This is a genomic window from Pseudomonas mendocina, from assembly GCA_037482215.1.
Taxonomy (GTDB): domain Bacteria; phylum Pseudomonadota; class Gammaproteobacteria; order Pseudomonadales; family Pseudomonadaceae; genus Aquipseudomonas; species Aquipseudomonas mendocina_E.
This window is the reverse complement of record CP148074.1, coordinates 2,474,275-2,493,680: the sequence shown is the minus strand read 5'-3', so window position 1 is coordinate 2,493,680 and position 19,406 is coordinate 2,474,275. Positions and strand designations below refer to the sequence as shown.

At 54.3% G+C, this 19,406-nt stretch carries 17 protein-coding genes; 9 read left to right on the top strand and 8 right to left on the bottom strand.

From position 1 onward, the window contains the following. Positions 1 to 73: 73 nt before the first annotated feature. Positions 74 to 1,369: an MFS transporter gene (locus tag WG219_11520; GenBank protein WXL23983.1), complete on the top strand. Its 1,296-nt coding sequence runs from the start codon at positions 74 to 76 to the stop codon at positions 1,367 to 1,369. Positions 1,370 to 1,387: 18 nt separating this feature from the next. Here the strand turns inward: WG219_11520 and WG219_11515 are convergent, their stop codons facing one another. Together WG219_11515 and WG219_11510 are read right to left on the bottom strand one after the other, a co-directional pair. Next, on the bottom strand, positions 1,388 to 3,892 hold the full coding sequence (locus tag WG219_11515) for an ABC transporter permease (protein ID WXL23982.1): 2,505 nt from the start codon (positions 3,890 to 3,892) through the stop codon (positions 1,388 to 1,390). After that, positions 3,892 to 4,575 carry an ABC transporter ATP-binding protein gene (locus tag WG219_11510; protein ID WXL23981.1) on the bottom strand — a complete coding sequence of 228 codons (684 nt, stop codon included), beginning with the start codon at positions 4,573 to 4,575 and terminating at the stop codon, positions 3,892 to 3,894. The genes WG219_11515 and WG219_11510 overlap by 1 nt, the downstream gene beginning before the upstream one ends. A gap of 10 nt (positions 4,576 to 4,585) precedes the next feature. On the opposite strand from WG219_11510, the gene WG219_11505 reads away from it, so the two are divergent. Continuing rightward, on the top strand, positions 4,586 to 5,191 hold the full coding sequence (locus WG219_11505) for an arylesterase (protein WXL23980.1): 606 nt from the start codon (positions 4,586 to 4,588) through the stop codon (positions 5,189 to 5,191). A gap of 15 nt (positions 5,192 to 5,206) precedes the next feature. On the opposite strand, the gene WG219_11500 is transcribed toward WG219_11505, so the two are convergent. Further along, entirely contained in the window at positions 5,207 to 6,679 is a 1,473-nt protein-coding gene (locus WG219_11500; protein WXL23979.1) for a sensor domain-containing diguanylate cyclase, read from the bottom strand. Positions 6,680 to 7,068: 389 nt separating this feature from the next. On the opposite strand from WG219_11500, the gene WG219_11495 reads away from it, so the two are divergent. Beyond that, positions 7,069 to 7,350: a hypothetical protein gene (locus WG219_11495; protein WXL23978.1), complete on the top strand. Its 282-nt coding sequence runs from the start codon at positions 7,069 to 7,071 to the stop codon at positions 7,348 to 7,350. An 84-nt stretch (positions 7,351 to 7,434) separates the two neighbouring features. Beyond that, a complete protein-coding gene (locus tag WG219_11490) occupies positions 7,435 to 8,394 on the top strand; it encodes a L,D-transpeptidase family protein (protein WXL23977.1) in 960 nt (319 codons plus the stop codon). Between the two features lie 112 nt (positions 8,395 to 8,506). Here WG219_11490 and WG219_11485 read toward each other — a convergent pair whose 3' ends face one another. The 3 genes from WG219_11485 to WG219_11475 form a co-directional block, all read right to left on the bottom strand. Then, positions 8,507 to 9,004: a DUF934 domain-containing protein gene (locus WG219_11485; protein WXL23976.1), complete on the bottom strand. Its 498-nt coding sequence runs from the start codon at positions 9,002 to 9,004 to the stop codon at positions 8,507 to 8,509. Continuing rightward, a complete protein-coding gene (locus WG219_11480) occupies positions 8,988 to 10,646 on the bottom strand; it encodes a nitrite/sulfite reductase (GenBank protein WXL23975.1) in 1,659 nt (552 codons plus the stop codon). The genes WG219_11485 and WG219_11480 overlap by 17 nt, the downstream gene beginning before the upstream one ends. 405 nt (positions 10,647 to 11,051) lie before the next feature. Beyond that, positions 11,052 to 12,131 carry a patatin-like phospholipase family protein gene (locus WG219_11475; protein ID WXL23974.1) on the bottom strand — a complete coding sequence of 360 codons (1,080 nt, stop codon included), beginning with the start codon at positions 12,129 to 12,131 and terminating at the stop codon, positions 11,052 to 11,054. A 167-nt stretch (positions 12,132 to 12,298) separates the two neighbouring features. On the opposite strand from WG219_11475, the gene WG219_11470 reads away from it, so the two are divergent. The 4 genes from WG219_11470 to WG219_11455 are packed head-to-tail and all read left to right on the top strand — an operon-like array spanning position 12,299 to position 14,902. Next, entirely contained in the window at positions 12,299 to 12,607 is a 309-nt protein-coding gene (locus WG219_11470; protein WXL23973.1) for a PepSY domain-containing protein, read from the top strand. Further along, positions 12,607 to 12,915, top strand: a complete 309-nt coding sequence (locus WG219_11465) for a PepSY domain-containing protein (protein WXL23972.1) — start codon at positions 12,607 to 12,609, stop codon at positions 12,913 to 12,915. Before WG219_11470 ends, WG219_11465 begins: the two co-directional genes overlap by 1 nt. Beyond that, positions 12,915 to 13,583, top strand: a complete 669-nt coding sequence (locus tag WG219_11460) for a response regulator transcription factor (protein ID WXL23971.1) — start codon at positions 12,915 to 12,917, stop codon at positions 13,581 to 13,583. The genes WG219_11465 and WG219_11460 overlap by 1 nt, the downstream gene beginning before the upstream one ends. Then, positions 13,580 to 14,902, top strand: coding sequence for a sensor histidine kinase (locus WG219_11455; protein ID WXL23970.1), 1,323 nt, complete (start codon positions 13,580 to 13,582; stop codon positions 14,900 to 14,902). Before WG219_11460 ends, WG219_11455 begins: the two co-directional genes overlap by 4 nt. A 21-nt stretch (positions 14,903 to 14,923) precedes the next feature. On the opposite strand, the gene WG219_11450 is transcribed toward WG219_11455, so the two are convergent. Next, a complete protein-coding gene (locus tag WG219_11450) occupies positions 14,924 to 15,520 on the bottom strand; it encodes an NAD(P)H-dependent oxidoreductase (protein ID WXL23969.1) in 597 nt (198 codons plus the stop codon). Positions 15,521 to 15,621: 101 nt separating this feature from the next. Next, positions 15,622 to 17,769, bottom strand: a complete 2,148-nt coding sequence (locus WG219_11445; protein WXL23968.1) for a methyl-accepting chemotaxis protein — start codon at positions 17,767 to 17,769, stop codon at positions 15,622 to 15,624. A 232-nt stretch (positions 17,770 to 18,001) separates the two neighbouring features. Between WG219_11445 and WG219_11440 the strand changes: the two genes are divergently transcribed. After that, the gene (locus tag WG219_11440) at positions 18,002 to 19,318 is read left to right on the top strand and encodes a Na+/H+ antiporter family protein (protein WXL23967.1); all 1,317 of its coding nucleotides are present in this window, start codon (positions 18,002 to 18,004) and stop codon (positions 19,316 to 19,318) included. The last annotated feature ends 88 nt before the right edge of the window (positions 19,319 to 19,406 follow it).

Below are 19,406 nucleotides of genomic sequence, written 5' to 3'. Positions count from 1 at the left end.
TTGGTTTTGGTTGCACGTCAGCCTGTTCAATCGGCACACGCCGTTCTGCTTTTAGTTCTTCAGGTCAAAATCCATGATGCGCCGTAGCACTGCTTCGAACGGAGGTTTTACCCGTTCTGACTATAAAACACTGGGGCTTGCTGCACTCGGTGGGGCGCTGGAGATATACGACTTTATTATCTTCGTGTTCTTTGCGCTGACGTTGAGCCAGTTATTCTTCCCGCCGGAAATGCCGGACTGGCTGCGGCTGCTACAGAGCTTCGGGATCTTTGTTACAGGTTATCTGGCGAGGCCGTTAGGCGGCATTCTGCTCGCTCACTTCGCTGACCGTTTCGGGCGAAAACGGGTGTTCAGCCTGAGTATCTTGATGATGGCGTTGCCTTGCCTGTTGATCGGCTTGATGCCGACCTATGAGCAGATTGGTTATTGGGCGCCTGTCATCCTGCTGTTGTTCCGCGTACTGCAAGGTGCGGCCGTCGGTGGCGAAGTGCCAAGTGCCTGGGTGTTTGTGGCCGAACATGCCCCACAAGGGTATCAAGGCTATGCCTTGGGTATTTTGCAGGCCGGGCTGACATTCGGCTATTTGTTGGGTGCATTGACTGCAACCATCCTCACGCAGGTTTACACATCGGCGGAGGTGCTGGAGTTTGCTTGGCGTATACCGTTCCTGCTTGGGGGCGTATTCGGCTTGGTCGGTGTGTGGCTACGACGCTGGCTCAGTGAAACGCCGGTGTTTATGGCCATGAAAAACCAGAGTGAAGCAGCACAGGAGTTACCGCTGCGCACTGTATTGCGTGGTCACAGGCAGAGCCTGATACCGGCCATGCTGCTGACCTGCTTGCTTACGTCGGCAGTGGTGATGCTGGTGGTGGTAACACCGACGCTGATGCAGACCCGTTTCGCGATTCCGGCCAGTCAAACCTTTGCCCTGAGCAGTCTGGGCATCATGTGCCTGAATGCGGGTTGCGTGATCGCTGGGGCACTGGCTGACCGCATCGGGGCGTGGCGGGCGGTGAAGGTCTACAGCTTGTTGCTGCCAATCGGTGCCTTGATGCTGTACGCCTGCTTGATTTTGGACAGCCGCTATATCGCACTGGGTTATGCCCTGGCCGGGCTCAGCTGTGGATTGGTGGGCGCCGTACCCAAGGTGATGATTTCACTGTTTCCCGCCGAGATACGGGTCTCGGGGATTTCAGTAACCTACAACATTGCCTATGCCCTATGGGCGAGTTTTACCCCATTGTTATTGATCAGCCTGATGCCGCAGACGCCATGGACCATTGTGATCTTCTGCGTGCTGGTGGGGCTTGCGGGTGTCTTCACGGTGTCTTGGTTTGGCAGCAGAGTGGGGCTACTCCGTACGGCCTGAGTCGCCCCGGCTCTTGGCTTAACCTTCGCGCAGCACCGTCAGCGGGCTGGCGTTTAGTGCACGGCGTGTGCCAATTACACCGGCCGTGCCGACCAGCAGCGCGCCGATTACTGGGAGTAGCAGCAACTCAGGATGGGGCTGCCATTTCAGTTCAAAGGCGAAGGTATAGAGCAAGTAGCTGATTAGCTCACAGCCGAAGGCCGCGAGTAGGCCGCTGGCCGCGCCGAGCAGAGCAAACTCGGTCTGCCGAGCTCGGCTGAGGAGGGTGCGTTTGGCGCCAAGCGCGCGTAGAAGGGCACCCTGCCGAATACGTTCATCAAGGGTTGCTTGCAGCCCTGCAAACAGCACAGCAAGTCCGGCTCCCAGCACGAATAGGAGCACAAACTCCACCGCCAAGGTGACTTGGGCCAGAATGCTGCGCAACTGATCAAGGAGAGCGTCCACTTGCAGCAAAGTGACCGCCGGGAACGCCCGAGACAGCTCAACCAGTTGTTGCTCGCTTCCTGTGGGCAGGTAGAAGCTGGTCATATAAGTCACCGGTAAATCCTTCAGGGTGCCGGGCTGAAAGATCATGTAGAAGTTGGGCTGGAAGGTATTCCAGTTGACCTTGCGCAGACTGGTGACGACGGCATCACGGTTGATGCCGCCCACATTGAACGTCAGCCGGTCACCCAGTTTTAGCTTGAGGCTATCCGCCAGCTCAGACTCCACCGATACACCTGGCAGTTCACTCGCGCTTGCGGCAGTCCACCAACTGCCGGCCACTAAGTCGTTGTCAGTTGGCATTTCCTGAGCCCACGTTAGGCTCAGGTCGCGGCGTAGGGCGCGATCCCCTTGCGACTCCTTACTGACGTTCTGGCGAACAGCTTCGCCATTAACCATGACCAGGCGGCCCGGCACCACCGGGTAAAGTGGCGCTGCGTGGGGTGAGAGTTGTGCCAAACGATCGCTGAAGGCTCGTTGCTGGTCAGGCAGAATATTCAGGGCGAAGTGGTTGGGCGCATCATTCGGCAGCTGGTCCTGCCAGGTATTAAGTAATTCACCCCGTAACAGCGCAATCAGCGCCATGGCCAGAATGATCAGGCCAAAGGCTAGTGACTGTCCGGCGGCTGCCAGTGGGTAGCGTAGTAACTGGCCTAGACCCAAGCGCCAAGGCAGTGATGCGTTGGCCAACAATCGACGCAGGCTCTGCAAACCAATCAGCAGCAGGCCGCCGAGCACCAGTGCAGTGATCAAACCACCACCAAGCAGGGCCAATGTGAGTTTCAGATCCAGGCTTAGGCGCCACATGATCACGCCCAGCGCCAGCAGCGCGAGGCCGTAGACAGCCCACGAACTGGCCGCAACCGGCAGCATGTCACGGCGCAGCACCCGCAGCGGTGGTACTCGGCCAAGGGCGGCCAGGGGGGGCAGGGCAAAGCCGGCCAGCGCAATCAGGCCGGTGGCCATCCCTGCCACTGCTGGCCATACGCCACCCGCTGGGACTTGAGCCGGCAACAGCCCTTGGAGCATGGAGAACAGGGTCAATTGGGCAAGCCAGCCGAACAGGGCGCCAGTCAGGCTCGCCAACAAACCGAGAATAGCCAGCTGCAGGCTGAACAGGCCCAGTGCCTGCCGCCGTGACAAGCCGAGGCAGCGCAGCAGGGCGCTGGCATCAAATCGGCGGGCGGCAAAACGATTGGCGGACAGGGCCACAGCCACACCCGCAAGCAGCACTGCGGCGAGGCTGGCCAGATTCAAATAACGCTCTGCACGGGACAGGGCGTTACCTACCTGACGGTTACCGTTTTTGGCATCTTCAATACGCTGGTTGGGCTCTAGGGTTGGTTTGATCGCCGTGCGATATTGGTTCAGCGCATCTGCTGTGCCACGCCACAGGTCGCGATAGCGTACGCGGCTGCCGGGTTGTACAACGCCGGTAGCGTCCAGGTCGGCCAGGTTGATCAGTACGTTCGGGGTAAGGCTGTAAAAGTCGCCGGCTTCATCGGGCAGATAGGTGAGCACGCGGGTTAGACGCAGGGTTTTTGAACCGACTTCTATCTCGTCTCCGGGCTTGAGGTTAAGAGCCGCGAACAGGCGCGACTCAGCCCAGGCTTCGCCCGGTTGCGGGCCTTGGCCTTCCTCTTCCGGTGCATACAGCGTGGGCGCACTTTTAAGTGGGCCACGCAGTGGATAGGCGCTGTCTGCTGCTTTAATGCTGGCCAACTGAATGCCATCGTCACCGGCAATGACGCTGGAAAACTCTACCAGTTGGGCGTGATCTAGCCCCAGTTGTTTGCCTGCCTCGATCTGTTGGGCAGTGCTAGGGGTGCTACCGGTCAGGCGTAAGTCTGCAGCCAAAAACTCGGTGGCGCGCAGCATCATGCCGTCATTCAGGCGGGCACTGAAATAGCCGATTGCTGTGCTGGCTGCTACCGCAATCAGCAAGGCAAAAAACAGAACGCGCAGTTCACCCGAGCGGGCGTCGCGCAACAGTTGCCGCCCTGCAAGGCTTAGCAGTCGGCTAAAAGGTAAGTTAGTCATCAGGGTTCCACATGCGCGATCAGGTGGCCGCCTTCAAGGCGGATCTGGCGTTGGCAGCGGTGGGCCAGGCGCTCGTCATGGGTCACTAGTACCAGCGTGGTACCGCGCTCTTTATTCAACTCGAAAAGCAGGTCGCTGATGCGCTCGCCAGTTTGGCTGTCGAGGTTGCCGGTGGGCTCATCGGCAAACAGCACCGCAGGTTCCGCGGCAAAAGCACGGGCGATTGCCACGCGTTGCTGTTCGCCGCCAGAGAGCTGACGGGGAAAATGGCTGAGTCGCTGTGCAAGGCCGACGCGTTCAAGCAGGGCGCGGGCGCGCTCACGTGCATCTGCGCGGCCTTCCAACTCCAGCGGTAGCATGACGTTTTCCAGAGCATTGAGGCTGTCTAGCAACTGGAATGACTGGAAGACGAAACCCACGTGTTCGGCGCGAACTTTGGCGCGTTGATCTTCGTCCAAGCTGCTTAGGTCGTTACCGGCCAGAATGACGTTGCCACTGCTGGGCAGATCAAGGCCTGCGAGCAGGCCGAGCAGGGTGGATTTGCCCGAGCCGGAACTGCCGACAATGGCCAGGCTGCTGCCGGACTCCAGTTGCAGTGACAAATCGTGGAGAATGGTTAGCTTACCTTCCGCGCTGGAAACCACTTTGCTAAGGTTTCGCGCGGTGAGAATACTTGAGCTCATGGAGATTCCAATGCGTAACTGGTTGATCGGTACTGCCCTAAGCCTGCTCCTGTGGGGGCCTTCGGCATTTGCAGGAACCGTATTGGTGGTGGGCGATAGTATCAGCGCCGCTTTCGGGCTGGATACAGAGGATGGCTGGGTGGCACTGCTGCAAGAACGTCTCAAAACTGAGGGTTTTGACCATCAGGTGGTCAATGCATCGATCAGTGGTGATACCAGCTCAGGCGGCGCGGCACGGCTGCCCGCGCTGCTTGCAGAACATAAACCGCAATGGGTAATTGTCGAACTTGGCGGCAATGATGGCCTGCGCGGGCAGTCGCTGACCCAATTGCAACAGAATCTTGCGGACATGGCAGAAAAGTCTAAGGCGATTGGGGCCAAAGTCCTGTTGCTGGGGATGAAGCTGCCGCCGAATTATGGCCAGCGCTACACCACAGCTTTTGCCGCAGTGTACCCCGCAGTCGCCGAGGCAACAGGCTCAGCTCTTGTCCCGTTTGTTTTGGAGGGTTCTGCGGGCGTTCCGGGGATGACCCAAGCCGATGGAATCCACCCGACTGCCGAAGCGCAACCGATTTTACTGGCCAATGTATGGCCGGCACTTAAGGGCTTGCTTTGATCCGCTGTGGCGGCGCTAAGCCAAGTCTTGCTGCAACCTGTTACGACCTAATTGTTTGGCTCGGTACAGTGCACGGTCAGCACGATTGATCAGTTGCTCAATGTTCTCGCCTGCTTTGAGCTGCGCTAAGCCCAAGCTTGTGGTTACGCTCAGCACCTCGTTGGCAAAAGGCACAGCCATATCGCTTATACGCTGGCGGATCTTTTCGCCCAGTTCTCGGGCTTGATCTGCTTCTGTGTTTTTTAACAGCAGAATGAACTCTTCGCCGCCCCAGCGGCAGAGAATGTCTGCTTCGCGAATGCTGTGGTGCAAGGTCTCGGAGAATTTTCTAAGGACCTCGTCACCCGCCATGTGGCCATGGCTGTCGTTTAGATTCTTAAATCGGTCGATGTCCAGCATCAGCGCGCAAAGCGGGCTTTTCTCGCGTTCTGCCTCTTTTAGCGTTTGTCTGGCAAGAAGGTCGAATCCTCTTCGATTCAGTAGTCCGGTCAGTTGGTCCGTTGTGGCGAGCGCTTTGAGGCGACGCTGATAGCGGCGCAGGGCTATGTGAACAAGGGCAATGATGATGACGCTGACGACAGCGCAAATAAGTAAGTTGAAATAGAGCGACTTACGAATGGCTACGAGTCCACTCTCATCTTCTTTGTCTACAAATAGATACCAGTTCAATTCGGGGATATAGCGAACATTGAGCAGGTGGTTCTGGCCTTGATCATCATAACTATGAGTGGCGTATAGGGTGTCGGGTGTTAGTGTGGCCAGCGACTCGAGTCCTGGAACATCACTTAGCAAATTACCAATTCCCAGCCCTGCAGGGCCGCCCTGAGTGCCAGCAAGGACCAGTCGGCCAGTCGCATCGCTAAAGAACACCTTACGCTTATAGCGCTGTTGGTAGGTTTGAATGTGTTCGGAAATGGTATCCAACTGGAGCCCAACGCCGGTTGCACCGATGAAGTTGCCTTGCTGGTCCTGCACTTTGTAATTGATGAAAATGGTCAGGCGATCCTGATTAGCCAGATCCACATCAATATTAATGGCGTAGGGTTTTTTAGAGTTTTTGAGTTCGTAGTACCAAATGTCTCGAAAAGCCGCTGGGCTGATCTTTTTTAGAACACCTTTAGCTTGGTAATAGGTGCGGCTTTTGTCAGATACAAAAAAGCTGGTCAGGGTTTGATAGTGCTTTTGCACATCTTCAAGGTAACGGATGATCATGGCTGGATCATGTTCCCCGGCCTGCACCCAATCAGTGATGTAGACATTTCGAGCCATCATCGACGATATGAGGATGGGCCTGACCAAGTCTTTTTGGATTTCGGAGTAGATCGTGTCTGACGTGAGCGGCAGTTCAGTGTCGACAACACTGCTGCGAATGGACTGGTACGCGGTGTAATAACTGGCCAGAGAGGTGGCGAGAAACCCTGAAAGCAGAAGTACGACAAGTATTAATGTCAGAGAACGATGGCTTACGCGCTGGGGTGATGGGAGCATGCCTGTCTCTGAGTCTGCATAAAGGTGAAAGTAGCGGGCTTAACAGCCGCCGCGATTCTAATGGGGTTGCTGCCGCGGCCATATACCTGAAATCAGGTGCCTTGCGTCCAAAATTCACGCTGCTTAACCGTAAGACTTGTAGGGCTAAATGTGCTGAAGCGTCCTGCAAACAACGATGGCGTCTTTAACCGATTTTCTGGCGTTAAAGCCTGTTAGGAACCATTTCCCTATTGTGTGGTGTCGTTAAACTTCACGGCGCAGCACGGCTGATGCTCATATGGCTGAATGGCGATCAATTTTTCTCTCATTTAACCTTAACCCATTGCTCTTACAGGCTTTTCTGGACCGACACTTTCAGCTAAGGTTGCGCCCCTTCACTGGAGTCCTCAATGCCACGCCCTGCTTGGTCCTTGTACGCCTATCAATCAATCGAACCTGACGAGCAGCTTGATCTGTTCGCCTGTCGGGAAGTGCGCGTCCATCTTTTGGTTCGTCAGCTTGAGTTAGGGCAGTTCGCAGATCGCACATTGTGTGGTGGGCTATTGCCAGCACAGCCCATCTGGCGTGACCTGGATAAGGACATTTTACGCGACAAGCGCCTATGTCCTGCTTGCAGAGCAGCGTTAGAAGCTGAAAAACGGGGTAACAGGCCTGATCTTCCGGGTGTTTGAATCCTGTCTGCGATTGATCAATCGGTGTACAATTCGGTCTATACCATTTCTCACACTTTTATTGTCTACATCAGGGATTTCAGGATGCTGCCGCGTGCTGTTGCCGTCACCCGCTGCTTGTCATTGGCTGCCGTATTAGGTTCTGCCTCTGTTCAGGCACTCGAGTTTCCGCTACCTCCGCCTGGAGAAGATGTAATCGGCCAGGTTCAGGTTATCAAAGCCAAATACGAAGACACCTTTGCTGATATTGCTACTGCCAATGACTTGGGTTATCTGGAAATGGTGGCCGCCAATCCAGGAGTGGATCCATGGTTGCCGGGCGAGGGTACTGAGATCACTCTGCCGACCCGTTTCATTCTTCCGCCTGGGCCGCGTGAAGGCATTGTGATCAACATTGCTGAATACCGGTTGTATTACTACCCCAAAGGCCAGAACGTGGTTTACACCTACCCGCTGGGTATTGGCCGCGAAGGGTGGGGGTCTCCGGTGACCAATGCGCGGATCACCACCAAGGTGCCGAACCCGGGCTGGACTCCACCTAAATCTATTCTTGCTGAGCACGCTGCTAATGGTGATCCGCTTCCAGCCTACGTGCCGCCAGGTCCGGACAACCCGTTGGGTCCCTACAAAATGGGGCTTTCAGCTTCTGGCTATCTGATTCATGGTTCGAACAAGAAGTTCGGGATTGGCATGCGTGTGAGCCACGGTTGCTTCCGTATGTACAACGACAACGTGCTTGAGCTGGCCGCCATGGTCGCTGTCGGTACTTCGGTACGTATCGTCAATGAACCGTATAAGTTTGGGCGTGCGAACGGTAAGGTTCTCCTTGAGGCGCATACGCCGCTTGAAGAATCTGGCCATGAGTCGGTAGTCGATAAGCACACCGCTGTAATCAATGCACTGCTCAAGGATGACCAGTTCTCTAATCTTCAGCTGGATTGGGACATGTTGCGTGAAGTGGTTGCAGCAGAAGATGGTCTGCCTGTTGAGATCGCTCAGCCTGGCCAGCAGGCTGTGGTGCACAGCGAAACTCAAGCGTTTTGATCATCTCGTAAACGTTCATACAAAAAAGCCCGGCGCAGTGCGTCGGGCTTTTTTGTTATATGGCTGCAGAATAAGAAAACCCGCTTTCGCGGGTTTTCTTATTGCATGCTAATCAGCCACGGCGGCGGAAGAGCGGTTGCGGACGATCAGTTGAAGACTGATAAACCTCGCTGAACTCCTCGAATGCCTTAAGAGCATCGACCGGGTCTTTATCGGCGCGCAATGCAAACGCATCGAAGCCAACACGCAAGTAAGAGAACAGCTGATCACGCAACACGTCACCAATAGCCCTGACTTCACCTTTGTAATCGTAGCGATTACGCAGCAGGTAGGCCGTGGAGCAATGGCGGCCATCGGTGAAGGCTGGGAAATTCAAGGCAATAACCTGGAAGTTGTCCAGCTGATCAGCGATTTCCTCAATCTCCTCACCGGCATCCAGCCAAACACCAAGACCGCCATCACGTGCCTTAAGGGCGGTGCTGTGCTCAAGCCACAGCGCCATGGGCACGATCAGGTTGTCGGTATTGCTGATGCTGTCCAAGGTTGCATCCTTGGGTAGCAGGTGCCAGGTGTCGTCGACGATCTGTGCATTCTTAATTATTTGCTGCATAGACGCGCTCCTTGAATGGGTCGACGCCAATACGGCGGTACGTGTCGAGGAAGGTTTCTTCTTCGGTACGTTGTTCTACATAGACGTTGATGATCTTTTCGATCACGTCAGCCATGTCAGCTTCAGCAAAGGATGGGCCCAGAATCTGCGCCAAATGAGCGTCACGGCCAGAACTACCACCTAGCGATACTTGATAGAACTCTTGGCCTTTCTTGTCGACACCCAAGATGCCGATATGGCCAACGTGGTGGTGACCACAGGCGTTCATGCAGCCGGAGATATTCAGTTCGATATCGCCGATGTCGAACAGATAGTCCAGGTCGTCAAAACGACGCTGAATGGCTTCGGCAATTGGGATGGACTTGGCGTTAGCAAGGGAGCAGAAGTCGCCACCCGGGCAGCAGATAATGTCAGTCAGCAGGCCAATGTTCGGGGTGGCAAAACCATGCTCACGCAGCTCGCCCCACAGTTGGAACAGTTGAGCTTGCTCAACGTCAGCCAGGATGATGTTTTGAGTATGGCTGTTGCGTACTTCGCCAAAGCTGTAGCGCTCAGCCAGGTCAGCCAATGCATCCAGCTGCTTGTCAGTTACATCACCTGGGGCGACACCTGTAGCTTTGAGCGAGAGGATGACAGCAACGTAGCCCGGCTTCTTGTGGGCAAACGTGTTGCGCTGACGCCAGCGGGCAAAGCCTGGGTGTTCAGCATCAAGGGCCGCAAGCGCAGCGTCTTGATCTTCAAGGGCTTTGTACTCAGGGTCTACGAAGTGTTTAGCAATGCGCGCGACTTCATCTTCAGTCAGCGTGCTCGGGCCATCTTTAAGGTGAGCCCATTCAGCTTCGACGCGCTCAGCGAAGACTTCCGGCGTCAGTGCCTTGACCAAAATCTTGATGCGGGCTTTGTACTTGTTGTCACGACGGCCAAAGCGGTTGTACACACGCAGAATGGCATCGAGATAAGTCAGCAGGTGCTGCCATGGCAGGAATTCGTTGATGAAGCTGCCCACTACTGGGGTACGACCCAGGCCGCCACCCACAGATACACGGAAGCCCAATTCGCCCGCTGCATTGCGGACAGCTTCGAGGCCGATATCGTGTACTTCGATAGCCGCACGGTCGCCTACTGCGCCATTAACCGCAATTTTGAATTTGCGAGGCAGGTGGCTGAACTCAGGGTGGAAAGTCGACCACTGACGGATGATTTCACACCATGGTCTTGGATCAACGATCTCATCCTTAGCCACACCAGCAAACTGGTCAGTGGTGGTGTTACGGATGCAGTTGCCGCTGGTCTGGATGGCGTGCATTTGCACGGTGGCCAGTTGGGCGAGAATCTCCGGCACGTCTTCAAGTTCCGGCCAGTTGAACTGTACGTTCTGGCGGGTACTGATATGTGCATAGCCTTTGTCGTAATCGCGGGCGATCTTGGCAAGCATGCGAACTTGTGCGGAAGAGAGCAGGCCGTAAGGCACTGCCACACGCAGCATGGGTGCAAAGCGCTGGATATACAGGCCATTTTGCAAGCGCAGCGGGCGGAACTCTTCGCCGCTTAATTCCCCGGCCAGAAAACGGCGGGTCTGATCGCGGAACTGCTTAACGCGGTCCTCAACGATTTGTTGGTCGTACTGGTCGTAAACGTACATTTTCTGTCCTGTTATCAGGCTTTCTACTGCTAATTCTGCGCGCACGGCAGCGCACTCCCAACGGAGCCGGCAGAAGATACCAGTTAAGTGATATTCACTAAAGTGAAGTTTGAATATATGCAAAGAACAAAAAGAGATAAGTGCGCGAATAAACCTGCTTTGGCAGTTTGAGGGCGGGCTAACTCTAGTCTTTACTGGATGTGATCCTTACAAAAACACAAGAGGACTGAACATGACTCACGAACAGCAAGAAGCCAGAAGCACTGACAGTCAGGTTGATGCCCGGGCTATTTTTGTCCTGATTCTGCTGGTAGTAGCCACCGCAGTTTTCTGGGTTAGCAACCAGTAGTTTTAGTCCGAGCGCTCTGGACTTAGGGCGGCGGGCGTGGGTTGATCACGCACGCCTCAAAGCGTTTGCATGCGCTGCGCTATATGGTTGTTGTCGCACAAGGACAGGAACTCATCACCGAGGCGTTCGCTCTCGCTGATCGCATTTTTCCAGTGCCGTATGCGGGTGGCATCGTTGCCCATATAGCGGCGAAAGTCTTTGCGATCAGGAAGCTTGCCACCAGGCAAGCGGGCTAGATATTCGGGCGAGGGCGAGAGCAGCACCACATCGGCTAATTGTTGTGCATCGCCGCGGCGCCAAGGTGTCATTTTGTCAAACCAGCCGGGAATCACTTTATCGGTGAAGTGGGGATAAAGCACAATTCCGCTGCCGTCATAGGGTAGGTCTAAGTGATAGTCCAACAAGCCCCCATCGCGGTAAGTGCCTGCACCTGCACCTGGAATATCGCGAATGCCTTGCATGACCATCGGTATTGAACCGGAGGCAAGCAGGGCGTGACGCAGGTTCTCTTGACTGAGTTTCAGCGCGCGTGAAGGGAAGTCATTGAGTGCATTGAGCGGCGGTGTTTGGCGAGGATCATGGAGGATGACCCGCTCAAAGTTCCTGCCAAGTTGAGAGCGACTCAACAGGTTACGGCCGATCACGGAAGATAGACCCAAGGCCAGTAGGCCTTTGTGATCATGGGCCAGTAGCCCCAAGCTTTTAACCACCATGACGTTTAGCCGGTAGTTAGGGTTGCTGAGAATGCTTGCGTCTTGGCCATTCAGCAATTGATTGAGCATCTCTGTACATGCATTGCTGACATCTGCGAGGGTAGATTTTTTGTTGAACTGCAAATGTGTATAGAGCTCGGCCAGTCGACGTAAGCCCTGCACAGGGTCTGGTAGGCAGGCACTTGCGAAGCGCCAAGAGCCGATCGATGCGCCGATCAGTGTGCGCGCACGAGGGGCGCGTGGCAGCCACTCACCAAATAGCGCCAAATCAAGGCCTTGCAAACCCAGTGGCTTGGGTCCCCCGGCGGCGCCAGGAATCGTTGAAACATCGGCGGCTTGCAGGCCTTGTTCGCATATCCGTGCAAAGGCGCGTTTACCCGCTTTAATTGTCAGTGCCGGGTACTTGATTTGAATCCCACTCATGCGGTTACTCCGTTGCATAAGCAGCGGATTATAGAACGCAGGCATTCATTCGCTGAACAGTGATATGGACCTGTACTGTTTGGGGGATTTCAGGTCATTTTCAGTTTCAGTTAAGTCTGCAGCTGTATCTTGGCACTCGTTGAAAGCAACCTTCAAAGGATAGTGAAATGAATAAACTGACTGCGCTGTTTACCGTTGCTGCTTTAACACTCACCGCCGGACTTGCTCAGGCGCGTGACATTGGTTTGGATGAGGCCCTGCAGTTGCAAAGTGCCGGTAAAATTAAACCGGTTGCAGAATTGACTGCTGCGGCACTGTCCCAGCATGCCGGTGGCAAGGCAGAATATACGGAGCTTGAAGACGAGGCCGGGCGGCTGGTTTATCAGGCTGAAGTACGTGATGCCCAGGGCGTTAAATGGGACGTGGATGTAGATGCCGTTACAGGGCAGATTCTGAGAAATAAACGAGACGATTAATGAGATATACGGCCCTAGGGTGCTGTGCACTGCTGCTGATGTTGGTCTGCACTGTGTCAGGCGCCCGTGACCTGGATCAGGATCAGGCTTTGCGCCTCAGGCAGCAGGGGCTGATCCTGCCGCTTGATCAATTGATGCAGGCAGCTCTAGCGAGGCACCCCGGCGCCGTATTGCTTGAGGCTGAGTTAGAGGACGACGATGGCGTCCTCAAGTATGAAGTTGAGTTAGTCACGAGCGATGGCGTCGTTCGCGAAATCGAACTGTCGGCTTCGACCGGCGCGGTGATCAAGGACGAAGTGGAGGACTGATGCGCCTGCTTTTGGTGGAGGACAATGTACAGCTGGCAGATGAACTGCAAGCGAGCCTAAAAGCTCAAGGTTACGCAGTTGATTGGTTGGCTGATGGTCGCGATGCCGCGTACCAGGGGCTCACTGAACCTTACGATCTAATCGTTTTGGATCTTGGGCTGCCAGGCAAGCCTGGATTGGATGTGTTGGGAGAGTGGCGCGCCGCTCAACTGAGTACACCCGTGCTCGTCCTCACAGCACGCGATTCGTGGGCTGAGCGCATTGAAGGCCTTAAAGCGGGGGCGGACGACTACCTAACCAAGCCATTTCATCCTGAGGAATTATTGCTGCGCATACAGTCCCTGTTGCGCCGAGCGAAAGGCTTGGCAAACCAACAACAACTTGAGGCTGCTGGTTTACAACTGGATGAAGGGCGGCAAACCGTCCGAAACAGCGATGGAGAAATTCAGCTGACAGCGGCTGAGTTTCGGTTATTGCGTTATTTCATGCTGCACCCGGGGCAGATTCTGTCGAAAAGCCATCTTGCAGATCATCTATACGATGGTGAAACCGAGCGGGACTCGAACGTCCTTGAGGTGCACGTTAATCACCTGCGTCGAAAATTGGGGCGCGACATCATTGAAACGCGCCGTGGTCAGGGTTATCGCTACGCAGGGACTGCAGTTTGAGGTCTATTCAACGCTCATTGAGCTTGGGCTTGGTGTGCGTCGTTCTGATTGTCGGCCTGTTATTGGCTCAAGGAAGCCTGTGGTTGTTTGACCGCAATCTGCGCAGCTACATCCACGCAGGCTTGCAGGACGAGGCGCAGGGGATCCTAAGTGCAATGATGCGCGATGCCAATGGCAGAATTCAGTTAGACGACCGTCGCATGAGTGCAGCCTATAAGCGGCCGTATTCAGGGTTATATTTTCGTGTCGATTTTGCCGATCAGAGTTGGAGATCGCGCTCTCTGTGGGATCGCGAGCTGGGTATGGCTCACGAGCCCGGTCTGCAAGAAGAGCTAGCTGATGGCCCACAAGGGCAGGAGTGGTTGGTTTATCGCGCTGACTATCAGCGGTTTGGACAGAAGATCACCATTCATGTTGCGCGGGACTATACCCCCATCCTCGACAGCTTCAGCCGTATCCAGAAAATGGTACTTGGGCTCGGCGTGCTGGCTTTGGTGTTGCTCGTCATCATGCAGCGTGTGTTGGTTGGCAGGGCGCTGCGGCCCCTTGAAACCACGCGTCAGCAGATTATGCAGCTGCAAGAGGGAGACCGCAGTCAGCTTGACCAGACCGTTCCAGAGGAGCTTGAACCTCTGGTTGCACAAATTAACCATTTGCTCGCGCACACCGAAGATACGCTTAAGCGCTCACGTAATGCCTTGGGTAATCTTGGGCATGCGTTAAAAACGCCGCTGGCTGTATTGGTGAGCTTGACCTCTCGCGAGGAAATTAAGGCATTGCCAGAGTTGCACGACGGGTTGGTTTCCCAGTTGCAAAATATTCAGCAGAGAATCGCCCGAGAGTTAGGGCGTGCAAGGCTGGCTGGCGATGTACTGCCTGGGGCTTACTTCGATTGCGGTAGGGAGTTGCCAGAGTTATTTGCCACCTTAAATATGATTCACGGTAACCATTTGGATCTAAGTTGGCAGGCTGATACCAGCATGCGTTTGCCGTGGGATCGTGAGGATTTGTTAGAGCTTTTAGGCAACTTGTTGGATAACGCTTGCAAATGGGCGGACAGCCAAGTGCGTTTAGCTATATTGCGTGATCAGCAAGCGTTTGAGCTGATTATTGAGGATGACGGGCCGGGAATTGCTCCTGAACGGCGCGAGCAAGTCATTGGCCGCGGCGCCAGGCTGGATGAGCAGGTGGCAGGACATGGCTTGGGCCTGGGTATTGTTCGTGACATCGTTGATGCTTGGGAGGGCGAACTGCAGCTCGACGAAAGCGAGTGGGGCGGTTTGAAAGTTGTGGTCAGATTGCCCGTGAGGCGCACCTGATATCAGGTGCGCCACCCTGTATTACATGCCGTTGGTGAACGCGGGGTTGCTCAGATCAATTTGCGCACGAACGGGAGCTAATGCCTTGGCGTATTTGACTAAGATGTCTAAGGCGTAATCAACGCGCGGGTACAAGCGTTGATCTTCCTCGCTGCTGGCATGTGGCGTGTTCATAACCTTCTCTACACCACGAATGATCAAGTGCTCCGGCAGGTAGCAAAGACGGCAGTTTTTGTACCCTGAGGCGCGCAGTTCGCTGATCGGATAAGAACCACCGACTGCTGATGACACCCCCACCAGTAAACCTGGTTTGTGTGCCAACTCTGCCTTACTGGCATAAATGAAGAAGTTTTTAATGGCCGGGCTGGCCATGCCGTTCCACTCGGGGGAAATGATCACTACTGCATCAGCGTCTTTTAGCTGCTGGCTGTAAAGGCTCCAAGGGCCGGTATCTTCCGCTGGCCACAAGGGCAGGGGAGCCATTCCCAGGTCAATAACGTGGCTCAGTTCTGCGCTGGTATGGCCTTGTTCAATCAGGCGCTGACGCAAAAAGCGGGCAACTTTGCCGGACTGGCTGTCAGTACGACTGGAGCCTGCAACCAAAGCGACTTTTAGCATTAATTCCTCCGGGACATAAAAAACAGGCTGCGTTGGGCAGCCTGTTGGTGAAGTACACAATAATAAAACAGCGTCGGGCTTTTTGTGGAACGAAAGACCCACTAAACGCGGAACTGATCCATCAATGCTTGCTGATTATTGGCCAGTTTGTTCAGGTCATGACTGATCTGAGCTGACTCCTGAGCTTGAGCAGAGATAGCTTCGGTTACATCACGAATTGAAGCGACGTTGCGGTTGATCTCTTCGGCAACAGAGCTTTGCTCTTCCGCCGCACTGGCGATCTGCATATTCATGTCAGTGATGAGGCTGACAGCTTGGTTGATGCGATTCAGTGCATCCACAGCCTGTTCCACTTGCTCAACACTGCTCTGAGCCTGGCGATGGCTACTGTGCATGGTATCGACAACTTCTTTAGTTCCGCTCTGCAGGCCTTCAATCACTAGGCGAATCTCTTCGACTGAGTCCTGAGTGCGTTTAGCTAGGTTGCGAACCTCATCAGCAACGACCGCAAAACCACGCCCAGCATCACCGGCACGGGCAGCCTCAATGGCTGCATTAAGGGCCAGCAAGTTGGTTTGCTCAGCAATTGATCGAATAACCTCAAGAACTGTACCAATCTTTTCGCTGCTCTCAGCGAGCCCTTCAACTTCCTGCATGGCCACGTTCATTTCGTTGGCGAGCACTTCAATGGCTGAAGTTGTTTGGGCAATGACAATCATGCCTTCTTTACTTGCTTGGTCTGCGTTACGAGCAGAGTCGGCAGCTTGTGCGGCATTGTTGGCAACATCATGCGCAGTGGCGCTCATCTCTTGAAATGCTGTTGCCACCTGGTCAACTTCACGGAACTGTTGCTGCATGCCGTTGCTGGTCTGGTTGGCGATTACGGCCGATTGATCAGCAGTCTTACGAGCGTCTTGAACGCTCTGTTTGACTTCCGCAATGATGGGCTGGAGTTTATCGAGGAAACGGTTAAACCAATTTGCCAACTCGCCCAGTTCGTCTTTGCGTGAATAATGCAGCCGGCTGGTGAGATCACCTTCACCGCTGGCAATGTTTTTAAGCATGCTGGCCAGCGTCATGATTGGGCGGGTGACGCCTCGGGCCATGAGCCAAATTAGAAGGATACCCACGATAACCGCAGCAAGGCCGATGAACAATGAAACGAGTGTGCTGCGAGCGCTATTGCTGTCCATCTGTTGGGTCAGTTCGAGAACAGGGGCAAGAAGCGTGCTCTCAGGGACGTCAATTACAACAGCCCAAGGCTTGCTTGTTGGGATTGGACGCATCGGGTAGACAACCCGAAGCATGCCATTTTCCATCGTTAGCGAAGTTTGTTCTGATGCGATGAGGCTGGTAATAGCATTGCTTTGACCTGCAAACGCTTTGTCCAGTTTCTCGCCGAGTAAGGACTGATCACGGCTATAGCTGCTCAAATAGCCGAGAGGACTGACAATACTGATGTGCCCGGTGCCGTCGAATAGTTCCTTGTGGCCTTCAACGCTGAGGGTTTGTAGCTTGTCCAGTGCAATATCAACGCCGAGCACGCCAACAACCTTACCGCCTTCCTCAATGGGCATGGCGATACTTGTCATTAAAACTTTCTCACCGTCATTGGCGCCGTCGAGATAGGGCTCAATCAAACAGGCTTGGCCCGTCTGGATGGGGCAGGTGTACCAAGCGTTAAACGGCGTGCCCGTGATGCCCGGTGTGGCATCGATCATGCTTTCTTCCTGCATGACTTCCTGGCTCAACTGGTTGTTATCGCCTTGCATCCAGTACACCGCGAACCGGCCGATATCATTACCGCCGAGCGTCGGTTGATCAACGAATACCTGATCCTGGCCGTCCAAGCCATTGGGTTCAAATGCCAAGTAAACGCCCAATAGCGAGTCGTTTTTAAGCAATGATTCTTTAACCCTTTTATTCAGTTCCTCTCGAACCGAATAAGGATCATAAGCATGCTGGTTTGCTTGTTCACGGATAAGTCTGATTTGGGCGGCTGTGCTGGATGCATATTGGTACGCATCCATGAAGAAGCGCTGTACCTTGAGGGTTTCTGTTTCAGCGCGGGCGTGCATGCGCGCCCGTGCCGCCTCAGTGAGCATATTTGAGCTTGAGCTCAGCACTAATTGAGAGTTTTTAGAGGCTTGATAAACCGTAAGGCCTTCAAGGACTGTGACGATTGCGAGTAAGCATAAGCCTGCAAGCAACGTAATCTTCATTTGTATGGAGAGACTGCTCAGTCGCATGGGATGGCCTTCAATATTATTCGTCAGTTGTAGTATCGACTGTCTATTCAGTTTCTTTAAGACGGGAGCGGCATTGGGTGTACCTTGGTATCTATTATAAGGTACGAAAGTACACTTTTGTTTTTTGACAGCTCAGTCTGCATTGTGCAGAGTACCGATCCTTCGCCGCTTAGGCGCACCAACTTGTTGAGGTTTTAGGCCTTGACAGTCTCATTAATGCTGGAGTGATTTGATGAACGCAGTGGTTGCGGCGGTCGGGATTATGCTGATTCTGAGCCTATGCCGCGTACATGTTGTGGTTGCCCTGATTGTGGGGGCGTTGGCTGGCGGCTTGCTTGGTGGTTTAGGGCTTGAAGCTTCCCTTGCAGCCTTTAATAAAGGCTTAGGTGGTGGCGCAACGGTTGCCCTGTCTTATGCTTTATTGGGTGCCTTTGCGGTCGCAATCGCTAAGTCAGGCCTTGCCCATGCACTCGCAGACAAAGTGCTTGTGATGGTTGATAAGCGGCACGAGCAAGGGGCGGGGCTTCTGAAGTGGAGTCTTATCTGCGTATTACTGGTAGTCGCAGTTTCTTCTCAAAACATTCTGCCCATTCATATCGCATTCATTCCGCTGCTGATCCCGCCACTGTTGTATGTGCTAACCAAGCTGCAGATTGATCGCCGGTTGATTGCCTGTGTGCTGACCTTCGGCCTGATCACACCGTATATGTTTCTTCCGGTGGGCTTCGGTGGCATCTTCCTGAACGAAATTTTAGTCGCAAATGTCGCCAATAATGGTGTCGATACGACGGGCTTGAACGTTACTCATGCCATGACGATTCCAGCTATAGGGATGGTTGTTGGGCTGCTGATCGCTTTGTTTTCGTACCGTAAAAAACGTGTATACGACATGAGCAAGGTGGAGAAGGCTGAGCGGGTAGGCACTCAGTACAATCCGAAGACTTTACTGGTGGCAGTGGCTGCTATTGTGGTGGCCTTTGTGGTCCAGCTTTGGCTGGACTCGATGATCATCGGTGCTTTGGCTGGCTTTATCATCTTCTCGGTGTCTGGAGTGGTTCGCTGGAAAGAAGCGGATGATCTTTTTACCGAGGGCATGAAAATGATGGCCATGATTGGCTTCATTATGATTGCTGCGGCAGGCTTTGCAGAAGTGATGAAGGCAACTGGCGAGGTAAAGACGCTGGTGGACAGTTCGGCGACCTTGATCGGTCATGACAAAGCCATGGGGGCTCTGGTCATGCTGTTGGTGGGCCTGCTGGTGACCATGGGCATTGGCTCGTCATTTTCGACTGTGCCTATCATCGCGGCTATTTTCGTTCCATTGGGTGTGCAGCTCGGTTTTAGTCCGCTCGCCATCCTCAGTATTGTCGGTACTGCCGGTGCGCTGGGTGATGCAGGCTCTCCAGCTTCAGACTCAACCCTTGGCCCAACGGCGGGACTGAACGTTGACGGCCAGCATAATCATATTTGGGACAGCGTGGTGCCGACCTTCCTGCACTACAACTTGCCGCTGTTGGTGTTTGGCTGGATAGCAGCTATGACGCTGTAAGCATAATCCACCTGTTTTAAAAGGGTTGCCGGTAAATCAGCAACCCTTTTTTATTGGGCTGAGATCGTGTGTTGTTACGCAATCAATG

What these genes read in the sequence shown, in the direction of transcription:
- WG219_11520 (WXL23983.1), top strand. Translation starts at nt 74, where the DNA reads ATGATGCGCCGTAGCACTGCTTCGAACGGAGGTTTTACCCGTTCTGAC.
- WG219_11515 (WXL23982.1), bottom strand. Translation starts at nt 3,892, where the DNA reads ATGACTAACTTACCTTTTAGCCGACTGCTAAGCCTTGCAGGGCGGCAA.
- WG219_11510 (WXL23981.1), bottom strand. Translation starts at nt 4,575, where the DNA reads ATGAGCTCAAGTATTCTCACCGCGCGAAACCTTAGCAAAGTGGTTTCC.
- WG219_11505 (WXL23980.1), top strand. Translation starts at nt 4,586, where the DNA reads ATGCGTAACTGGTTGATCGGTACTGCCCTAAGCCTGCTCCTGTGGGGG.
- WG219_11500 (WXL23979.1), bottom strand. Translation starts at nt 6,679, where the DNA reads ATGCTCCCATCACCCCAGCGCGTAAGCCATCGTTCTCTGACATTAATA.
- WG219_11495 (WXL23978.1), top strand. Translation starts at nt 7,069, where the DNA reads ATGCCACGCCCTGCTTGGTCCTTGTACGCCTATCAATCAATCGAACCT.
- WG219_11490 (WXL23977.1), top strand. Translation starts at nt 7,435, where the DNA reads ATGCTGCCGCGTGCTGTTGCCGTCACCCGCTGCTTGTCATTGGCTGCC.
- WG219_11485 (WXL23976.1), bottom strand. Translation starts at nt 9,004, where the DNA reads ATGCAGCAAATAATTAAGAATGCACAGATCGTCGACGACACCTGGCAC.
- WG219_11480 (WXL23975.1), bottom strand. Translation starts at nt 10,646, where the DNA reads ATGTACGTTTACGACCAGTACGACCAACAAATCGTTGAGGACCGCGTT.
- WG219_11475 (WXL23974.1), bottom strand. Translation starts at nt 12,131, where the DNA reads ATGAGTGGGATTCAAATCAAGTACCCGGCACTGACAATTAAAGCGGGT.
- WG219_11470 (WXL23973.1), top strand. Translation starts at nt 12,299, where the DNA reads ATGAATAAACTGACTGCGCTGTTTACCGTTGCTGCTTTAACACTCACC.
- WG219_11465 (WXL23972.1), top strand. Translation starts at nt 12,607, where the DNA reads ATGAGATATACGGCCCTAGGGTGCTGTGCACTGCTGCTGATGTTGGTC.
- WG219_11460 (WXL23971.1), top strand. Translation starts at nt 12,915, where the DNA reads ATGCGCCTGCTTTTGGTGGAGGACAATGTACAGCTGGCAGATGAACTG.
- WG219_11450 (WXL23969.1), bottom strand. Translation starts at nt 15,520, where the DNA reads ATGCTAAAAGTCGCTTTGGTTGCAGGCTCCAGTCGTACTGACAGCCAG.
- WG219_11445 (WXL23968.1), bottom strand. Translation starts at nt 17,769, where the DNA reads ATGCGACTGAGCAGTCTCTCCATACAAATGAAGATTACGTTGCTTGCA.
- WG219_11440 (WXL23967.1), top strand. Translation starts at nt 18,002, where the DNA reads ATGAACGCAGTGGTTGCGGCGGTCGGGATTATGCTGATTCTGAGCCTA.